At 53.0% G+C, this 18108-nt stretch carries 23 protein-coding genes; all 23 read left to right on the top strand.

The features are described from left to right. The first annotated feature begins 234 nt into the window (after positions 1-234). The 23 genes from LLG96_13170 (at position 235) to LLG96_13060 (ending at position 18081) form a co-directional block, all read left to right on the top strand. Positions 235-1374, top strand: a complete 1140-nt coding sequence (locus tag LLG96_13170; protein MCE5251161.1) for a response regulator — start codon at positions 235-237, stop codon at positions 1372-1374. Positions 1375-1395: 21 nt separating this feature from the next. Next, positions 1396-2478, top strand: coding sequence for a 4Fe-4S dicluster domain-containing protein (locus LLG96_13165; protein ID MCE5251160.1), 1083 nt, complete (start codon positions 1396-1398; stop codon positions 2476-2478). Further along, positions 2471-3295, top strand: coding sequence for an FAD/NAD(P)-binding protein (locus tag LLG96_13160; protein ID MCE5251159.1), 825 nt, complete (start codon positions 2471-2473; stop codon positions 3293-3295). The genes LLG96_13165 and LLG96_13160 overlap by 8 nt, the downstream gene beginning before the upstream one ends. 21 nt (positions 3296-3316) lie before the next feature. After that, positions 3317-4744, top strand: a complete 1428-nt coding sequence (locus LLG96_13155) for a hypothetical protein (GenBank protein MCE5251158.1) — start codon at positions 3317-3319, stop codon at positions 4742-4744. Next, positions 4738-5229 carry a 4Fe-4S dicluster domain-containing protein gene (locus LLG96_13150; protein MCE5251157.1) on the top strand — a complete coding sequence of 164 codons (492 nt, stop codon included), beginning with the start codon at positions 4738-4740 and terminating at the stop codon, positions 5227-5229. The genes LLG96_13155 and LLG96_13150 overlap by 7 nt, the downstream gene beginning before the upstream one ends. Positions 5230-5310: 81 nt before the next feature. Continuing rightward, positions 5311-6246: an NADH-quinone oxidoreductase subunit H gene (locus LLG96_13145; GenBank protein MCE5251156.1), complete on the top strand. Its 936-nt coding sequence runs from the start codon at positions 5311-5313 to the stop codon at positions 6244-6246. 47 nt (positions 6247-6293) lie between these two features. Beyond that, the gene (locus tag LLG96_13140; protein MCE5251155.1) at positions 6294-6725 is read left to right on the top strand and encodes an NADH:ubiquinone oxidoreductase; all 432 of its coding nucleotides are present in this window, start codon (positions 6294-6296) and stop codon (positions 6723-6725) included. 9 nt (positions 6726-6734) lie between these two features. Then, complete coding sequence (locus tag LLG96_13135; GenBank protein MCE5251154.1) at positions 6735-7184, top strand: NADH-quinone oxidoreductase subunit C; 450 nt, start codon at positions 6735-6737, stop codon at positions 7182-7184. Next, complete coding sequence (locus LLG96_13130) at positions 7184-8419, top strand: nickel-dependent hydrogenase large subunit (GenBank protein ID MCE5251153.1); 1236 nt, start codon at positions 7184-7186, stop codon at positions 8417-8419. The genes LLG96_13135 and LLG96_13130 overlap by 1 nt, the downstream gene beginning before the upstream one ends. A 1-nt stretch (position 8420) precedes the next feature. Next, the gene (locus LLG96_13125; protein MCE5251152.1) at positions 8421-10256 is read left to right on the top strand and encodes a hypothetical protein; all 1836 of its coding nucleotides are present in this window, start codon (positions 8421-8423) and stop codon (positions 10254-10256) included. Between the two features lie 6 nt (positions 10257-10262). Next, positions 10263-10814, top strand: coding sequence for a DUF4040 domain-containing protein (locus LLG96_13120; protein MCE5251151.1), 552 nt, complete (start codon positions 10263-10265; stop codon positions 10812-10814). Next, positions 10789-11220 (top strand): hypothetical protein, encoded by a 432-nt coding sequence (locus LLG96_13115; protein ID MCE5251150.1) that lies wholly within the window; start codon positions 10789-10791, stop codon positions 11218-11220. Before LLG96_13120 ends, LLG96_13115 begins: the two co-directional genes overlap by 26 nt. Positions 11221-11231: 11 nt before the next feature. Then, a complete protein-coding gene (locus LLG96_13110) occupies positions 11232-11582 on the top strand; it encodes a sodium:proton antiporter (protein MCE5251149.1) in 351 nt (116 codons plus the stop codon). Beyond that, positions 11579-13081, top strand: a complete 1503-nt coding sequence (locus LLG96_13105) for an NADH/ubiquinone/plastoquinone (complex I) (protein MCE5251148.1) — start codon at positions 11579-11581, stop codon at positions 13079-13081. Before LLG96_13110 ends, LLG96_13105 begins: the two co-directional genes overlap by 4 nt. After that, the gene (locus LLG96_13100) at positions 13081-13569 is read left to right on the top strand and encodes a Na+/H+ antiporter subunit E (protein ID MCE5251147.1); all 489 of its coding nucleotides are present in this window, start codon (positions 13081-13083) and stop codon (positions 13567-13569) included. Before LLG96_13105 ends, LLG96_13100 begins: the two co-directional genes overlap by 1 nt. Then, positions 13566-13847, top strand: coding sequence for a cation:proton antiporter (locus tag LLG96_13095; GenBank protein MCE5251146.1), 282 nt, complete (start codon positions 13566-13568; stop codon positions 13845-13847). Before LLG96_13100 ends, LLG96_13095 begins: the two co-directional genes overlap by 4 nt. Further along, complete coding sequence (mnhG, locus tag LLG96_13090; GenBank protein MCE5251145.1) at positions 13840-14175, top strand: monovalent cation/H(+) antiporter subunit G; 336 nt, start codon at positions 13840-13842, stop codon at positions 14173-14175. The genes LLG96_13095 and mnhG overlap by 8 nt, the downstream gene beginning before the upstream one ends. Positions 14176-14331: 156 nt before the next feature. Continuing rightward, positions 14332-14943 carry a 4Fe-4S binding protein gene (locus LLG96_13085; protein MCE5251144.1) on the top strand — a complete coding sequence of 204 codons (612 nt, stop codon included), beginning with the start codon at positions 14332-14334 and terminating at the stop codon, positions 14941-14943. Between the two features lie 63 nt (positions 14944-15006). Then, on the top strand, positions 15007-15471 hold the full coding sequence (locus LLG96_13080; protein MCE5251143.1) for a hydrogenase 3 maturation endopeptidase HyCI: 465 nt from the start codon (positions 15007-15009) through the stop codon (positions 15469-15471). Positions 15472-15549: 78 nt separating this feature from the next. Further along, positions 15550-15924: a response regulator gene (locus tag LLG96_13075; protein ID MCE5251142.1), complete on the top strand. Its 375-nt coding sequence runs from the start codon at positions 15550-15552 to the stop codon at positions 15922-15924. A gap of 101 nt (positions 15925-16025) precedes the next feature. Next, on the top strand, positions 16026-16403 hold the full coding sequence (locus tag LLG96_13070) for a hydrogenase maturation nickel metallochaperone HypA (protein MCE5251141.1): 378 nt from the start codon (positions 16026-16028) through the stop codon (positions 16401-16403). A gap of 210 nt (positions 16404-16613) precedes the next feature. Next, entirely contained in the window at positions 16614-16853 is a 240-nt protein-coding gene (locus LLG96_13065; protein MCE5251140.1) for a HypC/HybG/HupF family hydrogenase formation chaperone, read from the top strand. A gap of 289 nt (positions 16854-17142) precedes the next feature. Beyond that, positions 17143-18081: an alpha/beta hydrolase gene (locus tag LLG96_13060; GenBank protein MCE5251139.1), complete on the top strand. Its 939-nt coding sequence runs from the start codon at positions 17143-17145 to the stop codon at positions 18079-18081. The last annotated feature ends 27 nt before the right edge of the window (positions 18082-18108 follow it).

Raw genomic sequence — 18108 nt, 5'->3', positions numbered from 1 at the left:
TAAACAATATTAACTTCATAAAAATATTTAAATTAAATATTCCATACCCATCGATACTCCTTCCGGGCATTAAATTTGCTATCAACATAAAACATCGTTTTTCTTCATTGTTAGTTTCCTAATATAAAATTGACTGTTCGACACGGATATCCTGCACTCATGCAGGTGTGAACCGGAACGTTCGATTCCGGGATCATAGCATAAAGCTTTTTTAACGGTGCACCTGAAAAAAGCATGAATGGGAAAAAAAAGTCGCCGGTCATTCTCATCATCGATGATGAGGAAACCATGCATGATTCATGCACACAGATTCTCAGCCGCGGAGGATATGCGATTCTTTCGGCGTCTAATGGTGAGCGCGGAATGAGTCTTGTCAGAGAAGCCAGGCCGGACCTCGTGCTCCTTGACCTCAAAATGCCCGGGAAAAGCGGAATCGATATTCTCCAGGAAATTGCCGCAATCGATAAAACGATCGTGACGGTTGTTATAACGGGGTATGCGACGGTTGAATCGGCGGTAGAGGCAATGAAGCTCGGCGCCTCAGATTTTCTGCCGAAACCTTTTACCCCTGATGAATTGCGGATGATTGTCCGGCGCGGGCTGGAAAAACGGCATCTCCTTGTCGAGACGCTCCGTCTTCAGGAGGAAAACGCACGGTTGAAGGAAAATTTTGTTTCAATCATTACTCATGAGATGCGGAGTCCGCTTGTTGCTGTGGAACAATATATTGAGGTTCTTCTCGAAGGGATTGCCGGCGAGCTCCAGCAGAAACAGGGCGAAATTCTCTCGCAGTGCAGACGGCGTATCGAATGGCTCCTTTCTCTAGTCAACGAGTGGCTCAGCATGGCCAGAATACAGAATTCGACAATCCTTGAAAAAATGGATGAAGTGCAGCTCCGGTCGATTCTGGACGAATCACTCGAGCTTGTCCGCGTTCAGGCTGATGAAAAGAAAATTGCCCTCGAATTCGTTATGCCCGGTGATCTGCCGATGTTTAATGGTAACGGCGAAGCGCTTGTCCACCTGTTCATGAATCTGTACTCCAATGCCATTAAATATAACCGTGAGGGCGGAAAAATAACAACGAAGGCATGTGACGTGGGCGATTGTATACAGATACAGATCGCGGATACCGGGATCGGTATACCACAGGAAAGCCTGCCGTTCATATTCGATGAATTTTTCAGGGTCCGGACACGGAGCGAAAAGACACGGCAACTGACCGGCGATACGGGTACGGGTCTGGGACTTGCCATCGTGAAAAAAATAGTCGATGCGCACAAAGGCTATATCAGCGTGGAAAGCCAGATCGATGTTGGAACAAGCTTTACCGTACATCTGCCGAAAAAACAGTCATGCGGGGAAAACAGATAAGTACAACTCACGAGGAAGACAATGAACGATAACAATCGGGTATCGTTTATCAGTGAAAGCGATTTCGGGCGGTTCCTTGAGACATTAAATTCCGGGGCTCGGGTATTCGCGCCTTATCCCGCACTGAGCCGTGAGGGTGAAGAGTCCTATTTCTACGAGCCCTGGTCTCCCGGAAAACCGTTTATCTTCCGTGGTTACCGTCCCGCACAGCCGATCAAGTCGTTTCTGTTCAAAGGCCGGGTGAAGGTGGCCGAGTATCCTTCCGGGAATCAGCCTGCCCCGGATTTCGCGCGGGAAAAGACCATTATTGTGGGTGCGGCGGCCTGTGATGCCGTTTCACTGCGATCGCTCGATGCCGTGTTCCTCGATGAAGCCTTTACCGATATCTTTTACCGTGAGCGGAGAAATAATACATTCATCATAACCGCTGACTGTGTAAATCCGCGGTCGGCCTGTTTCTGTACGCAGCTTGGGAATGCTCCTTATCCGAAGACAGGCTTCGATCTCAATATGAGCGCTGTCGAAGGGGGATACCTTATCGAAACCGGTTCCGAAAAAGGCAGCGAGGTAGTGAGGAAGAATTCCCCGCTTTTTTCGGCGCCCGGAGAAAACCTGCTCCGCGCACGGGATGATCAGCGTTCGGAAACAACCCGTATCGTTGAGCGGCAGAACGGCGATTACTCACTCTCGAAGAGTTTTCCCGAACTCCTCGCGATTCAGCGTGAAAGCGATTCCTGGTTCGGGCATGTACGCACATGCGTCGAATGCGGGGCGTGTCTTTTTTCCTGCCCGACCTGCCACTGTTTTCTCCTGTACGACCAGAAAAGCAACAGGGGTGGATTCGAGCGGGTCAAGGAATGGGATGTATGTATTTATGCCGGTTTTTCACGGATGGCCGGAGGCAGCTCGCCCCGCCTCGGTCTCATGGAGCGTTTCCGTCACCGTTATCTGCACAAGCTCGAGTATTACCCGAAAAATTTCGGATTCGAGGCCTGTACGGGCTGCGGGCGGTGTATCGAAGGATGCATGGGTAAAATCGACATGAGAAAAGTGCTCAAAGCACTCGACACTGAAACGATAGAAACCGGGACAAAGCATGAGTGATATCAATCCCTATATGCCGGCTAGTGGAACGGTGGTGCGGGTTATCGATGAAACCCCGACCATTAAAACCATTATTGTGAAACCGGAACAGCAAATCCCCTTCAGGTCGGGCCAGTTCATGCAGCTGACCATGCCGGGAGTCGGAGAGGCGCCTTTTACTCCTTCCTCATCACCAAGCAGGCTCGAAACACTCGATTTCACCATCCTGAAAATGGGCAGGGTGACGGAGGAGCTCCACAAACTCAAGGCAGGCGACCCGGTCGGACTCCGCGGGCCGTTCGGCAAGGGGTATCCGCTCGACAAGCTCGAGGGCAGTGAAGTGCTTGTTGTTGGCGGGGGATGCGGACTCGCGCCGTTGCGGTCGCTTTTATACGTGCTGTTCGAGAATATGGAAAAGTTCAAGCGTGTGTCCATAAAATACGGGGCAAAATCTCCGGCAGATCTCGTATACAGGGATTCGTACAGCGAGTGGTCGGCGATAGACCGGGTGAGCTTCACTCCCACAGTGGATGCCGGTGCTCCGGGGTGGGATGGCCATGTCGGTGTGGTGACCACGGTGCTCGATGATATCGATATCACCATTCCCGACAGTTACGCCGTGGTGTGCGGGCCGGAGATCATGCTCAAGTTTGTCACGAAAAAGCTGCTCGATATCGGGTACAAACCGGAACAGTTATATCTCTCGATGAACCGCCGCATGAGCTGCGGGACGGGGAAATGCGGGCGGTGCAATGTAGGTCCGTACTATCTCTGCAAGGACGGCCCCGATATCAATTACGCGCTTATAAAGGATTATCCGAACGTGTTCGGAATATGATCGTCTCAGGCGGGCAAACAGATGCGAGAAAAACATAAGAGTACATGCCTTCTCTGTTCACTGGGATGCGGGTTCATCGTGGAGACGCTCTATGGTGAAGCGGTGAATCTCGAATATGACACCGGTGATGCCGTCGGTGAAGGACACCTCTGCAGCAAAGGGAATTTCATTCTCGAACTGCTCAACCATCCTAACCGTCTCACCGAACCCTGCGCCGGTGGAAAAACGATATCACGGGATACCGCTTTCGAGATGATTGCCGCGAACATGAAACAGCGCGCGGATGGGTCTTCCGCGGGACTTATCGTGAGCGGGGACGCATCGATAGAGGACATCCTGACAGCCCTGAGTTTCGGCAATGCTTTCCTCGGTGAAAACCATATCGCCGTGAATTTCTCAACCAATGATGATGCGGTGTATCGCGCCCTGGCGGGTGTGGGATATACCGGTGCTCCGGCTCAACCGCACGACACCGGTGAGGCAGACTGTATCATCGCTGTCGGAGACCCGTTCGAGGTCGGGCCGGTGATTGCCGGTCAGGTTCTCAACACCCGGTATGGACGGAGAGGCAGTCTTTTAGCCGTTATCTCGAAAAAACGGAACACCGCAGCGCGGTTCGCGAATCTCCACATTCCCGGCCCGGAGAGAAAAACGCTTGCGGACCTGCTTCGTGTCGTTGCTGAAGAGTCGGGCGTGGGTGGACCCGAATGGAAGGCTGTAGTCAGGAAAGAGCGGCCGTATCCTCAAAACCCTTACATTGTCGGCACCGCAAAGAAGTTTATTGAAACACCCTCGGCGGTTATGCTCCTCGATACGCAGGATCCGGTGACCGCTTTTCTCGCCGCCGCAGTCGTTTCGGCTGCGGGCGACGACAAGCGCCTTATGTGCCTGACCACATACGGTAATGCTCGTGGCATATGCGATGTTTTACCGGAAATCGCATCGGTGGAAGAACTGCTCGATGAGGTTAAGCGGGGCGCTCTCAAGGTACTGCTGGTGCTCGGCGCAGATATTGTCGGGAGTATGCCCGGCCGTGATGTGGCAGCGGTGCTCGAAAAAGCGGAGTATGTCGCTGCCGGGGCTCCGTTTGATAACAAAACGACCGCCGTGTCCGATTGTACGCTGCCAACCACCCTGTGGCTTGAAACGGAAGGCACGTATAATGGACGGAAGCTGCGGCCTGTGGTCGATCCTCCAGGCGGGGCGCTTTCGTATGGGGATATACTCCGCCGTCTCGCACGATATATGGGGCGTGAACTGCCGCCCGGTACTCCCGGTCAGGAATGGCAGCGGACAGGATTAAGCGGTGAGACAGTGAAGGCTCTTCTTGATGCCGCGGAGAAGGAAGCCCCTGAGCCTGCGGTGTTTTCCACGGTGCTCAGGCATGGTGACGGGGCGCTGACCGATGTCATGGAGTGGGTGAAATTACAGGAAAGGATCGCGTGGTGAAGAGGCTGTTCGTCCATCTTGACCGGTGCATAGGGTGTCAGGCGCACTCGGTTGCCTGCCAGCGTGTACACCTCGGTACGGTAACCCTCCAGAGCACCTTTATTGAAAAAGTCGGGAATCTGCCCGTCGTATGTCGTCACTGCGAGGAGCCAGCATGTGTCGCCGCCTGCCCACGGGAGGCGATGACCCGTGACGATGACGGGACGGTAAGGAGGAACCCGGCGCGGTGTACCGGCTGCAGGAGCTGCGTACTGGCGTGCCCGTTCGGAGTTCTGAGCCAGGGAATGAAGCTCATCGGCTTTGCTCTCGGCAAATGCGACCTCTGTACCTCACGGCTCGAAGAGGGCAGGGAGCCGGCGTGTGTCGCCACATGCCCTACCGGCGCGCTCCGGTTCGAGGAAATGAGTGATGCATACGGCAAAGAAAAAGAGATCGTGCTCGGCGCCCATGCGCAGGGATACAGAACATATATCAGAAGGCCATAGCGGCTGTCGTGTGTAACGTGTATGGTACGGTTTTTAATGATAATGCAGTGAATGTTTGAAATCTGAGTCATGGAGTTTCATGTGATCATTACCGGGGTAATTCATATTGTGGCGTTTCTCGTGATTGTCGCATTTGTTCTCGTTCTGGGGCTTGCGACAAGCTGGATAGACCGAAAGGTAACCGCACGGATTCAGGCGCGTGTGGGGCCGCCGTGGTTTCAGCCGGTTGCGGATATTCTCAAGCTGCTCGGTAAGGAAACGCTCGTTCCCGATGGTCCCGGCAGAACCGTATTTCTTGCAGCTCCGCTGTTCGGTCTCGCGGGGGCCGCTCTTGCCGCAGGGCTTTTGGGATATGCATTAATGAATCCGGATGGCGATTTTATTGGCGATATCGTGGTGCTCGTATATTTGCTCGTGATACCCGCAGTTGCGGTTATCATCGGCGCAAGCGCATCCGGGAATCCCATTGCCGCTGTAGGCGCATCACGGGAGATGAAACTCGTGCTCGGATATGAGCTTCCATATCTTATTGTAATAGCGACAGTTATCTATAAATCCGGATTTGATTTCCGGCTCGGCGGCATCATTGCCAACCAGATAGAAGGCGGATGGTATCTCCGGAGCGTTTCGGGTGTAATCGGTTTTCTTGTGCTTCTATTCTCAACGCAGGCGAAGCTCGGGCTTGTCCCATTCGATGTTCCCGAAGCGGAGCAGGAAATCATGGGGGGAACCATTACCGAGTACTCGGGCCCGCCCCTTGCGATAATCAGGATTACCCGCACCCTCCTTCTGGCGATCATGCCGCTTTTCATGATAACCCTGCTCATGGGTGGCATACAGTTAGGTGGAGTGTCCGTTCTGTGGGGCATACTGAAGTATGTAGTGATCATTGTGCTGGTTGTCCTGATCAGAAACACGAATCCACGAGTACGAATCGATCAGGCGGTGAAGTTCTTCTGGGGACCTGTGACCGTGCTTGCGGTCAGCGGCCTTGTGCTGGCCATATACGGATTGTAAATGAAATGGCAATGGCGGAAAAATATGAATAGCCGCGGGAGAAAATTATGAGTCTGACCATGTGGGGTCTGAAAAAATCGCCGTGGGTGTACCATGTTGCCCTGTCGCCCTGTAACAACTGCGATATAGAAATACTCGATGTTCTGACCCCTCGTTTCGATGTGGAGCGTTTCGGCATCAAGCTCGTGGGCAGCCCACGACACGCCGATGCGCTTCTCGTGAGCGGCTCGATCAACCGTCATGTCCTCCCGCGGTTCAGGGAGCTGTACCGGCAGACGGCGAAACCATGTGTAGTGTTCGGGATAGGCTCGTGCGCGCTTTCGATGACCATGTTCCGGGACAGTTATAACTGTGTGGGACCGCTTGACGAGGTTGTTCGCGAAATCGACCCGAATGCGATCATAGCCTATGTTCCCGGCTGTCCGCCCAAGCCCGAGGCGATTATTCTTGGTGTTGTGAAGGCGCTCAAGAGCCTGTAGGAGTTATGTATGACGACTGAAAAAACTGCGCTGTCAGCGATACGGAAGAAATTCGGCGATACCCTCGTCGATATCCATGAGCGGAACGACCGCAGAGTATATATAACTGTCAATTCTATCGACCTTCCGGCGGTCTGCCGTTTCATGTATGAGAATCTTGGAGGACGGCTGGCTACCGCATCGGGAGTTGACATGAGGAGCGGCATCGAGATTCTCTATCATTTCATGTACCCGCAGGAACACCGGATGATCACTGTGCGAACGAAGGTAAAAAAACCATCACCCGAAATCGGGTCCATAGGCATGTTCCTGCCGGCAGCCATCTGGATTGAGCGCGAGATATACGATCTTTTAGGCGTGGTATTCACAAACCATCCCGATCCGAGACGGCTCGTTCTTGCCGATGACTGGCCGGATGGCGTTCACCCGTTACGGCGTGATTTCAAGGAGTTTGACTGATGAAGCGAACCGTCATACCCCTCGGCCCGTTCCACCCGCTCCTCGAGGAAGCGGAATTCTTCAAGCTCTACGTTGAGGGCGAGACAGTTGTGGATGTGGACGTCCGTATCGGCTACATGCACCGGGGGATTGAAAAGCTGAGCACGCTGAAAACCTATGACCAGTCGACGTTTATCGTCGAACGCATCTGCGGGATATGCTCGACATCGCATCCCATCGCGTATGTGCTGGCGGTCGAGGACCTCGGCGGATTCACCGTTCCCGATCGTGCGCACTATATCCGCACCATCATCTGCGAGCTCGAACGCATTCACAGCCACCTCCTCTGGGTCGGTCTTGCGGGACATTTTATCGGGTATGATACGGTATTCATGTGGGCGTGGAAATACCGTGAGCCGATCCTCGATATCTGTGAAAAGCTCACCGGGAACCGTAACCACTACGCCATGATGAAACCGGGTGGTGTCCGCCGCGACCTCAACAGCGATGACTTCGCCTGGGTGCAGCGCGAAATGGATAAAATTATCGGGGAGATGGAGATGCTTGTCGGAGCTGTCCTCGACGATCCGGTTCTCCATGCGCGGACGAAAGGAATCGGCGTTCTTACGAAAGAAGATGCCATCGCATACGGAACTGTGGGACCGACTGTCCGCGCTTCCGGCATTCCCGATGACATCAGGACTGACGATCCTTATGCGGCGTATGACCGTATCGACTGGAAGGTCATCACATGGGAAAGCGGCGATGTCTTCGGGAAAGCGGCTGTCCGGCTTCTCGAGATTATCGAAGCGGCGAAGATTATCAAGCAGTGCCTCGATGCCATGCCCGAAGGCCCCATCGATGCTCACATAAAATCGGTTCCCGCCGGAGAAGGCATCGGGCACGCCGAAGCGCCGCGCGGAGAGGTATTCCACTATGTTCGCGGTGACGGCGGCAATTCACCGATACGGCACAAAATCCGTGCGCCGAGCTATGTCAACATACCGTCGTTCAAGGCGACCTGTGTCGGGCACACCATTGCCGATGTGGCTCTCATCACCGCCGCTGTCGATCCCTGCTACTGTTGTACCGAGCGCATGGCGGTTCTGGAGCGCGGCTCGGATAACATCGTCATGTCGGGCCGTGAGCTGACCGAGTGTTCCCGGGCTGCGACCGACCGTCTGAAAAAAGATTACGGTTCCCCGACGCCGGTCGAGCTGGCAGTCAAAAAACTCCTCATGAAAGAGAAGGCATGAGATGGATGCTCTTGTATATCCGGTTATAATTCCGATTGCCGCAGGGTTTATCGTTTTGCTCGTACCCTCGGCGATGAAGCGGGTGCGTGAGATTGTCGCGCTTGCCGGAACGATTATTGCCGCTTATTACGCGGGCGTCGTTTTCTTTGCCGGTGAATATGTGGCTGTTTCGTGGCCGTGGTTCAGCCTTGGCAGTTTTGTGTTTTCCTTCGACCTGAGGGTCGACAGTCTCAACGGGTTCATCCTTTTTGCCGCCTCGGTATTCGCACTCCTTATCGCGATTTACTCGATCGGGTTCATGAACGACAGCGACCGCCACCGCGAGTATTACGCTTACCTTCTCTGGACATCGGGGGCGACTGCAGCCGCGCTGCTTGCCGATAATCTGGTGCTTCTCCTCATCGGCTGGGAAGTCACCACGATGCTCCTGTTCTTCTTTATTACCATGGGCGGAAAAGAATCGAGAGAAGCCGCCGGGAAAACATTCGTCATCGTCGGATTTGCAGACTGCGCCCTGCTTTTAGGTGTTATTCTGGCGTGGTATTCATTCGGTACGCTCCGGATCAGCGATTTCGACTCCGTCCCTGTTACATCCGGTTTCATGACCGTGCTGTACATCCTTCTGCTTACCGGCGCCCTCGTCAAGGCAGGGGCGATGCCCGGGCATTCGTGGATACCGAAAGCGGCGGAGGGCGCTCCGACAAGTGTCATGGCCTATCTTCCGGCGAGTCTCGACAAACTGCTCGGTATCTACCTGCTTGCGCGGATATCGCTTTTCATGTTTGTGCTCAGCGGGCCGCTCAGGCTTCTTCTGCTCAGTATCGGGGCTGTCACCATCATCCTCGCGGTCATGATGGCGCTCGTTCAGCACAATCTCAAGAAACTGCTCGCCTTCCATGCGGTCAGCCAGGTCGGCTACATGGTTCTCGGTATCGGGACCGGAGTCCCCGCCGGTGTTGCGGGCGGGCTGTTCCATATGCTCAACAACGCGCTCTACAAGTGCTGTCTGTTCCTCGGAACGGGAGCGGTCGAGAAGCGTGCCGGAACAACCGAACTCGAAGAATTGGGCGGTCTTGCCCGTGTAATGCCCGTGACCTTCGCTGCGATGCTTGTATCGGCGCTTGCCATTTCCGGCGTTCCTCCCCTCAACGGCTTTGCGTCTAAATGGCTCATTTACGAGGGAACCATCGAAACCGGACAGCCTGTTTTCCTTATCGCCGCCATGTTCGGGAGCGCGCTCACGCTCGCATCGTTCTTCAAGGTCATTCACTCTGTTTTTCTCGGGAAACGGCCCGAGGGCCTTAACTCGGTGAAGCCTGCGGGATGGGCTATGGCTGTACCGATGGTTGTGCTTGCGGTTATATGCGTGTTGTTCGGTGTATTTGCACAGCTCCCGCTCAGATATCTCGTCGGTCCGGCGGCAGGTATCGATTTCGGACCCGTGTCCGGCACGATACTCCTACCGCATGCGCTGTGGAGTCCGACGCTTGCGACGCTTCTGATCGTTCTGGCGCTCCTGATCGGTGTAATAGTCTACTATATGAGCACAGCGATAAAGCCCCGGAAGACCACGATCTTTGTGGGCGGCGAACAGTTCGGAAGCGAAGAGCTCAGGTATCCCGGCACCGGTTTTTATGAGACGATACGGACATTTTCGCCCCTGAAGGTTCTGTATAAGGACGCTGAGGAGGGTGTTTACGATCTCTATGTTCTCGGCGGCAGGTACGGCATGAAGATTGTCGGGATTCTCCAGTCGATTCATAATGGTGTTGTTTCAACTTATGTGGCGTTTGCAATAGCCGGGCTCGGATTTTTGATATTTTTTCTCGTGAGGTGACAGGAAATGATCCTCTTGTACGGTCTGCTAGCATTCATGATTATCGGCGCCATAATCGCCATCGAGACGAAAGACCTCCTTTCGAGCGTAATCTCGGTCGGCGCCATGGGGCTTGCCCTTTCGATCATTTTCCTGATACTCGGCGCGCCCGACCTGGCGATTGTTCAGGTGGTTGTCGAGGTGGTTGCGCTCATCATGCTCCTCCGTCTCGTTGTCGAACGCGAGGATGTCACCATTGCCCACCGCTACCGTTACGGCGAGGTGTTCTCGACAGCGGTGGGGCTGGTATTTTTCGGCATATTCATCGTGTTTGCATCGCTGGCATACCGTGGAATGCCGGAATTTGGCAACCCCGTTTTCAGGGTATCGGAAATGTATATCCGTGACGGATTTTCCGTTTCGCGGGCGGCGAATCTGGTGACCGCGATTCTCTTGGATTTCAGGGCGTATGATACACTCGGCGAGGCGACGGTGATTTTCGTCTCCATTGTCGGGGCGCTCGTTATCCTCAGAAAGAAAGGCAGAATAAGCGATGAACGGGATGACACTGATCGTTAAAACGATAACCCGGCTCGTGCTCGGTTTCATTATCGTGTTCGCGGCGAACATCGTTCTCTACGGCCACATAACTCCCGGCGGAGGATTTGCCGGCGGAGTGATGCTCGCGTGCGCGATTATTCTCCTTATTCTTGCCTTCGGGAAGAAGACCGCCCTCGATATCGTGGGCGAGAAAGCGCTTTCGGCATGGGATTCGATCGGCGCGCTCGGATTTCTCTCAATCGCGCTCATCGGGTTTTCCGGGGGATTTTTCTTCACGAATTTCATTATGAGAGGCACCCCGCTCAGGCTTATTTCCGGGGGTACCGTGATGTGGAGCAATATTGCGATCGGGATAAAGGTTTCGGCATGTCTCGTCGCGGTTTTTATAGCCCTTGTTATGTTCCGTCTGGAACATAAACGGTAGAAGGAGCAGCCATGGTTCCGTACATATTATGCACGATACTGCTGTTACTCGGTATTTACGGGATTATCGCGAAAAAGAATCTCGTGAAGATAGTCATCGGCCTCCTCATCATCGAGTATGCCACGAACCTGCTCCTTATCCTCATAGGGTACAGGACAGGCGGAACGGCGCCGATCGTTTCGGACGCCCGTTATGCCGCAGTCGAGTCGGCGAATTTCGTCGACCCGATTCCGCAGGCGCTTATTGTGACCTCGATAGTGATCGGTCTCGGGATAACGGCCATGGTTATCGCTATCTGTCTCAGGCTCTACGAAAAGTACGGAACATTCGACATTCTTCAGATCAGGAGGTTGAAGGGATGAATTCGGGAAACCTCCTTCCGTTATTTATTGCCGTGCCGCTCGGCGCCGGGTTCCTCATTCCGCTCGCCGTACGCCTGAAGAACTGGCTCGGTGGTTTTCTTGCGCTGGTGACTACCGGTTTCCTTCTCGTGTTTTCATTTTCACGGCTCGGAGCAGACACGGCTGTTTACACGATGGGAGGATGGCGGCCTCCGTTCGGAATCAACCTTGTCGGTGACGGACTGAGCGGATTTTTCCAGATCATGATCAATGTCGTGGCGTTTCTGGTGACTCTTTATTCGGTGGGATACATGAAACGCTATACCGCCCAAGGAAAGTACTATTCTTTGCTCATGCTCATGACAGCGGGAATGAACGGTGTGGTTGCCACCGGCGACCTGTTCAACATGTATGTGTTTCTCGAAATCTCCGCGATTTCGTCCTATGCGCTTGTGGCGTTCGGAATCGAGCATGAGGAACTGGAGGCATCGTTCAAATATCTTGTCCTCGGGAGTGTCGCATCGAGCTTCATTCTGTTCGGCATCGCGCTCCTGTACAGCATCACGGGAACCCTCAACATGGCGGATATCGCCCGTGTGCTGGATACACAGGGTTCGGGGCTCATGGTGAAATTCATTGCCGCACTGTTTATCATGGGTTTTGGCGTCAAAGCCTCGCTCATACCGTTCCACGCCTGGCTGCCGGACGCACACCCATCGGCGCCCGCACCGATTTCGGCGATGCTTTCGGGACTGCTTATCAAGGCCCTCGGGGTCTATTGTATCCTGCGGATATTTTTCAATATTATCGATATAGGAAATTCGTTCTCGAACGTTCTCATTATCCTCGGCGTGGTGTCGATGACCGGCGGGGCGCTGCTGGCCATCGGTCAGTGGGATTTCAAACGGATGCTGGCCTATTCGAGCATCAGTCAGATCGGGTACATCATGTTCGCCTTCGGGCTCGGGACTCCGCTCGGAATGATCGGAGGGCTTTTCCACCTCCTCAACCATGCATTCTTCAAGTCGCTCCTCTTCCTGTGCTCAGGCGCCGTTGAATATTCAACCGGAACGCGCGATCTGAGGGAACTGGGCGGGCTCTGGAAAAAAATGCCGGTAACATCCGCCGCATGCAGCATCGGAGCCCTCTCCATATCGGGCATTCCGCCGTTCGGGGGATTCTTCAGCAAGATTATCATTATCATTGCCGCTGTCGATGCGGCCGGGAAGCTCGGGCCGATCGCGTATTTCCTTGCGGCTGTAACGGTTATCGTGAGTTTTCTGACGCTCGTGTATTTCGTCAAACTGCAGAAAATGGCCCTTTTCGGATCGATACCTGAAAAACTGACTCATATCCGCGAGGTTCCGGTTTCCATGTGGAGTGCCCTCGTGATCCTTGCGGTGTGCTGTATCGCGTTCGGCATAGCCTGCCCGTGGTTTATAAGTGTGTTCGTTGAACCGGCGCGGGAGATTCTGTCTGACAAGAGTGCGTATATCATGAAGGTACTGGAGTTCATGTGATGGTCAATCGGATCGTTTACTGTATCATGCTGTTTGCGATGTGGCTGCTGCTGACATGGTCGCCCGATATCGAGAATGTCACTGCGGGTCTGTTCGTCGCTGTCATATGCACCGTGCTGTTCGGGCATCTTTTCTTCGACAATGCGGTCAGGATACTCTCGCCGCGCCGCGTGTTCTGGTTCCTTGTGTATATACCCTTCTTCCTGATGCACATGGTCAGGGCGAACCTTGATGTCGCGTACCGTGTACTCCATGTGGATGTTCCCATCCGCCCGGGAATCGTGAAGGTCAAGACGACGCTCACAAGCGACCTGGGATTGACCTTTCTCGCCAATTCCATCACCCTGACACCGGGAACGCTCACGGTCGATATTATCGGGAGCGACATGTACATACACTGGATTTATGTCTCGACGGATGACCCGGAAAACCAGACAGCGGTCATTGTTACCCGTTTTGAAAACATCATCAAGAGGATATTCGAATGACAAGCCTTGTGGTTTCTTCCTGGCCCGGAGCGGTCATGCTTGTTCTCCTGTTTTCCGGTTTTCTCTGCCTGTACCGTATCGGCAAGGGACCGACCGCGCCGGACAGAACGGTTGCCATCGACATTCTCGGAACGCTCATGGTCGGATTCTGCGCCGTGCTCACATGGGTAACCGGCAGAGCGTTTTACATGAATATCGGCATTACCTGGGCTCTGCTCAGCTTTATCGGGACAATCGCCCTGGCCAAATATCTGGAAGGACGTGACTTCGATGACTGATACTCTCGGGCTGATTTTTATCCTTATCGGGGTTCTCTTCGATCTTTTCGGATGCATCGGTCTTGTACGGCTTCCCGATATCTATAACCGTCTTCAGGCGGCAACGAAGTGCGTTACACTCGGGACCTGCATGATACTATTCGGGCTTTTTGTTATTACTGGTATCAGTTCGGCCGGTATCCTGTCACTCCTGTGCGCGCTGTTTGTACTTTTTACTTCTCCGGTAGGGGCGCATGCCCTGGCGCGGGCGGCTCACCGGTACGGAATAAAACTCTGGGACGGCAGCGTAACCGATAAGTATGCGGATATTGACAGGCCGGAACACTAAATGCCTGGTAAAAAACACCGTTTGTAGATACAAGCTGTCAAGGGTCGGCATGAAGTGCCGATTTACATGCCCTTGACAGCGAATAGACAATACATTTCGTTAATGGACGTGTGAAAAGATTCTTTTTCACCGCCCTCCTGAACGGAGTACAGAGGAATGCGTAAACCGAAACTTCGCGAACTCAGGGAAGCGCTTAAAGTCCTTTTCATCGAGGGGCCGTATACATCCAGATTTCCCGCGGAAATGACAGTCCCCCCGGAGACGTTTCGCGGAAAACCGAAGTTCGATCCCGATGTATGTATCGGGTGCGGCGCCTGCAGCGAAGTGTGTCCCTCACGGGCGATAGAAATTGTGGATGATACTGCAGCCGGTAAACGAACCCTGAAACTGAGGTACGATATCTGCAATTTCTGCGGTCAGTGTCATCTGTACTGCACAACCAAAGATGGAATCGATTATACCACCGAGTATGACCTTGCCGGTTTTGACCGGAGTGAAATGGTTGTTACCATGGAGCATGAGCTTGCCCTCTGCGAGGTATGCGGGAGTGTCGTAGCGACAAAAGACCATCTCCGCTGGATAGCAAAAAGACTCGGAAGCCTGGCATATGCAAACCCGACGCTTATCCTTTCGGGCCTGGAAGAACTTGCCCAAACCGATGAGATCGAGCCCCGTGACAAAGAACGCCCCATCTACCGTGAAGACATCTTTAAAATCATGTGTCCCGCCTGCCGCCGTAAGATGTATCTCACCGAGGAATGGGGATAATTCTCCGTAATCCCATGTATAATCAATTCCGTACGGATAGTGTATGCGGGAGGTGCGTGTGCCATGCAGAGGACTACGCTTGTTCTGGTGACTCTCGGAAATGAACTGAGAGGTGATGACGGCGCCGGGAACCTGTTCGGCAGGCTCATCGGGAACCATGTTTCCCTCACGGTGATCGAGGGAGGCGATGCGCCGGAAAATATCACCGGCCTTGTTGTCCGCGCATGCCCCGATACGGTTGTTATTGTCGATGCACTCGATTTCGGGGGAGTGCCGGGTGAGATTACGGTGGTTACCGGGGAAAAACTCGAAGCATCCGGTATTTCAACCCACGGATCGCTGAAGATGTTTGTCGATTATATCAGAGAAATGACCGGCGCCCGGGTACTCGTTCTTGGAATTCAGCCGAAAAACCTTGGTCTGGAAACTGAAATTTCACCCGAAGTGAGAGCCTCCGTCGAGTCCCTTGCCGAAACCTGCAGGGAATCTGGAATCGATTATATATTCAGCATACCGGAATTGAGATGAGCTTGAAAGCTGTTACAAGTACGAGGTTTTCTTGTGTTATTTTTTGACAGGTGATATTTTTCGGAGGAAAAGAAGCCGATGGATGCGCGAAAAAAAATAATGGTGGTTGACGATGACAACGATATTGTCGAATCCATTGCCATGATTCTTGAATCCGCCGGATACAAGGTGACAGCTGCTGACAGCGGGGAGCAATGCCTCGAATTTCTTCGGTGTGAGCGGCCGGACCTTATCATCCTCGATGTAATGATGGAGACAATGACCGAGGGCTTCAATGTAAGTTACGATCTGAAAAATAATCCCGACTTTCAGACTATTCCCATAATTATTGTATCCTCAATCGAGGATTATGCAGGAATCAGGGTTGATAAGGATTTTGTCATGGCGGATGAATTTCTCGAAAAACCGCTTCACCCGAATATTCTCCTGGAAACCATAAAACGGCTGCTGTGAAACGGCGGTTCATGAGCAGAAATATCGTGCTTAATCGGTTCTCGGGGGCAGCATTGAATAGAGAGCCGCTGATATCGCATCGAACAGAGAGGTAAAGACCCATGCATGAACTTTCCGTAGCCGCCGAACTGGTACGGAATATCGAGCAGTATCTTCATGACCGTCCCGGTTCACGGGTAGTGTTGGTCAGGGTGCGTATCGGGGTCTATTCGGGAGTGGATGAAGATGCTCTCAGACGGGTTTATCCGGTGGCGTCCGAGAGAACTTGTCTCGAGGATTCTCAGCTCGTGATCGAAACATCGCCTCCCTCCTGTTCGTGCTCGGAGTGCGGGATGGGCGGGCTTACATTCGATGCCATACCATGTCCGCGCTGCGGATCGTTCAATTTGAGGCTGATAACGGGACGTGAGCTGGAAATCGAATCGGTTGAGCTTGACGAGGAAGATGACCCGGTATCTGAAAAAAAACCTTCTGTGTGATTACCGAATTGATTGGTTTAACGAAGTTATACATAAGATATATTTTAGTGAGTTTTTTCCCAACAGATGCCGAAACGAGTTCGGTATGACCGTCACCCTGAACTCATTTCAGGGTCTGATCGCTTATAATATGAGCAATTATTTATGACGTCATACAGGGTGATAATAACCTGTATAAATTGCTCAATGACCGGGGAAGGGTAACCTTATATGTGTCTCGCGGTTCCGATGAAAGTGGTGGAGCTTATACCTCCCGACAGAGCGGTTGTCGAGTCGGACGGCATCTCCATGGACATTTCCCGTGCGCTCGTCGACCATGTGAATGTGGGAGATTATGTGATTGTTCATGCGGGTTTTGCGCTCGAAGTTATCGATCTCGAGGAAGCGGAAAAGACCCTCGCGACACTCCATGAGATTGCCATGACCGCCGAAGGGGCTTCTCCTCCGTAAAAAATCCTCCAGCTAAGACAGCCGTTCAGGTATTAGCTCTCATCTCCCGCTTTTTTATCATATTTCCTGTTTTTCTCCGCCCGGTACGATTCGACTTCCGATTCCCTGAAACGAATCACCGCTCCTGATTAGTATCAGGGCAGTTCCTGCCGATCCATGCAAAACGTCTTGACATACTGATGTATCATAATCATACTACAATATGTGTTTATCCGGATTTTTCTGAATGCCGGGAACGGATATATTGTCGAAATCACGATAACCATATCAGCAAAGGGAAAGAACCGCCATGACCAGAACTTTCCGTGCAATCGGTTTTATGTGTGCATGTGTATGCCTCATGTACTCTCCGTCCATTAACGCGCAGATTGTTCATCTTCACGACATCGGCGGGGACTATGAATGGCTCAATTACAAAGTTGTGGATGGTGCTCAGCTTTATATGCTCGTTTTCAAGCCCGTGGATCATAAATCCACTGACCGGAGTCCGGCGATCGTATTCATACACGGCGGAGGATTTGTCGGCGGGCATCCCTCGTTCTTTTTCCCGCACTGCCAGTATTTCACCTCACGGGGTATGGTCGCTTTCACAATCAATTACCGGCTAATCACCAAAAAAGGTCCCGAAGGAATCGACGCTGTCGGCAGCTGTGTGGCTGACTGCAAATCGGCCGTCCGTTACATACGCGCCAACGCCGAAAAATTCGGTATCGACTCCGACCGTATTGCGGTGGCCGGTGATTCCGCAGGCGGGCATCTTGCCGCGGCCCTCGGAACGATGAAGGATTTCGAAAATCCCGGCGAGGACACAAAGATCAGCGCCATGGCGAACGCCATGATACTGTATAACCCGGCTGTGGATATGAATATACCCGCATTCAAAAATGTCTTTACCCTTTCAGAAGTAAATGATGATATCAGGGCACGGTATGCCCGTTACTCGCCCATCACCTATGTCGCGAAAGGACAGCCGCCCGCTCTGCTCATGCATGGCATCGATGACACGAACGTCCCCATTGAATCGGCGTATCGCTTTGCCGAGGCGATGAAAAAAGCGGGTAACCGCTGTGACATGGTTGCCCTTGAAAATACGAAGCATGCGTTTGTAATCGTCGGGATAGGCACGGAAGCGACGATTGTCAACGCCCTGCAGGTGACCGACCGTTTTCTCGCTTCGCTTGGGTATCTGAGTTGCGAACCGACGATTGAAATGGGCGGAAGAAAATGAGCGGAATACTTCACACCTGAAAAATAT

Source organism: bacterium (genome assembly GCA_021372535.1).
Taxonomy (GTDB): Bacteria; Latescibacterota; Latescibacteria; order Latescibacterales; family Latescibacteraceae; genus JAFGMP01.
The sequence above is the reverse complement of the archived record's forward strand: the minus strand, read 5'-3'. Positions and strand labels throughout refer to the sequence as shown.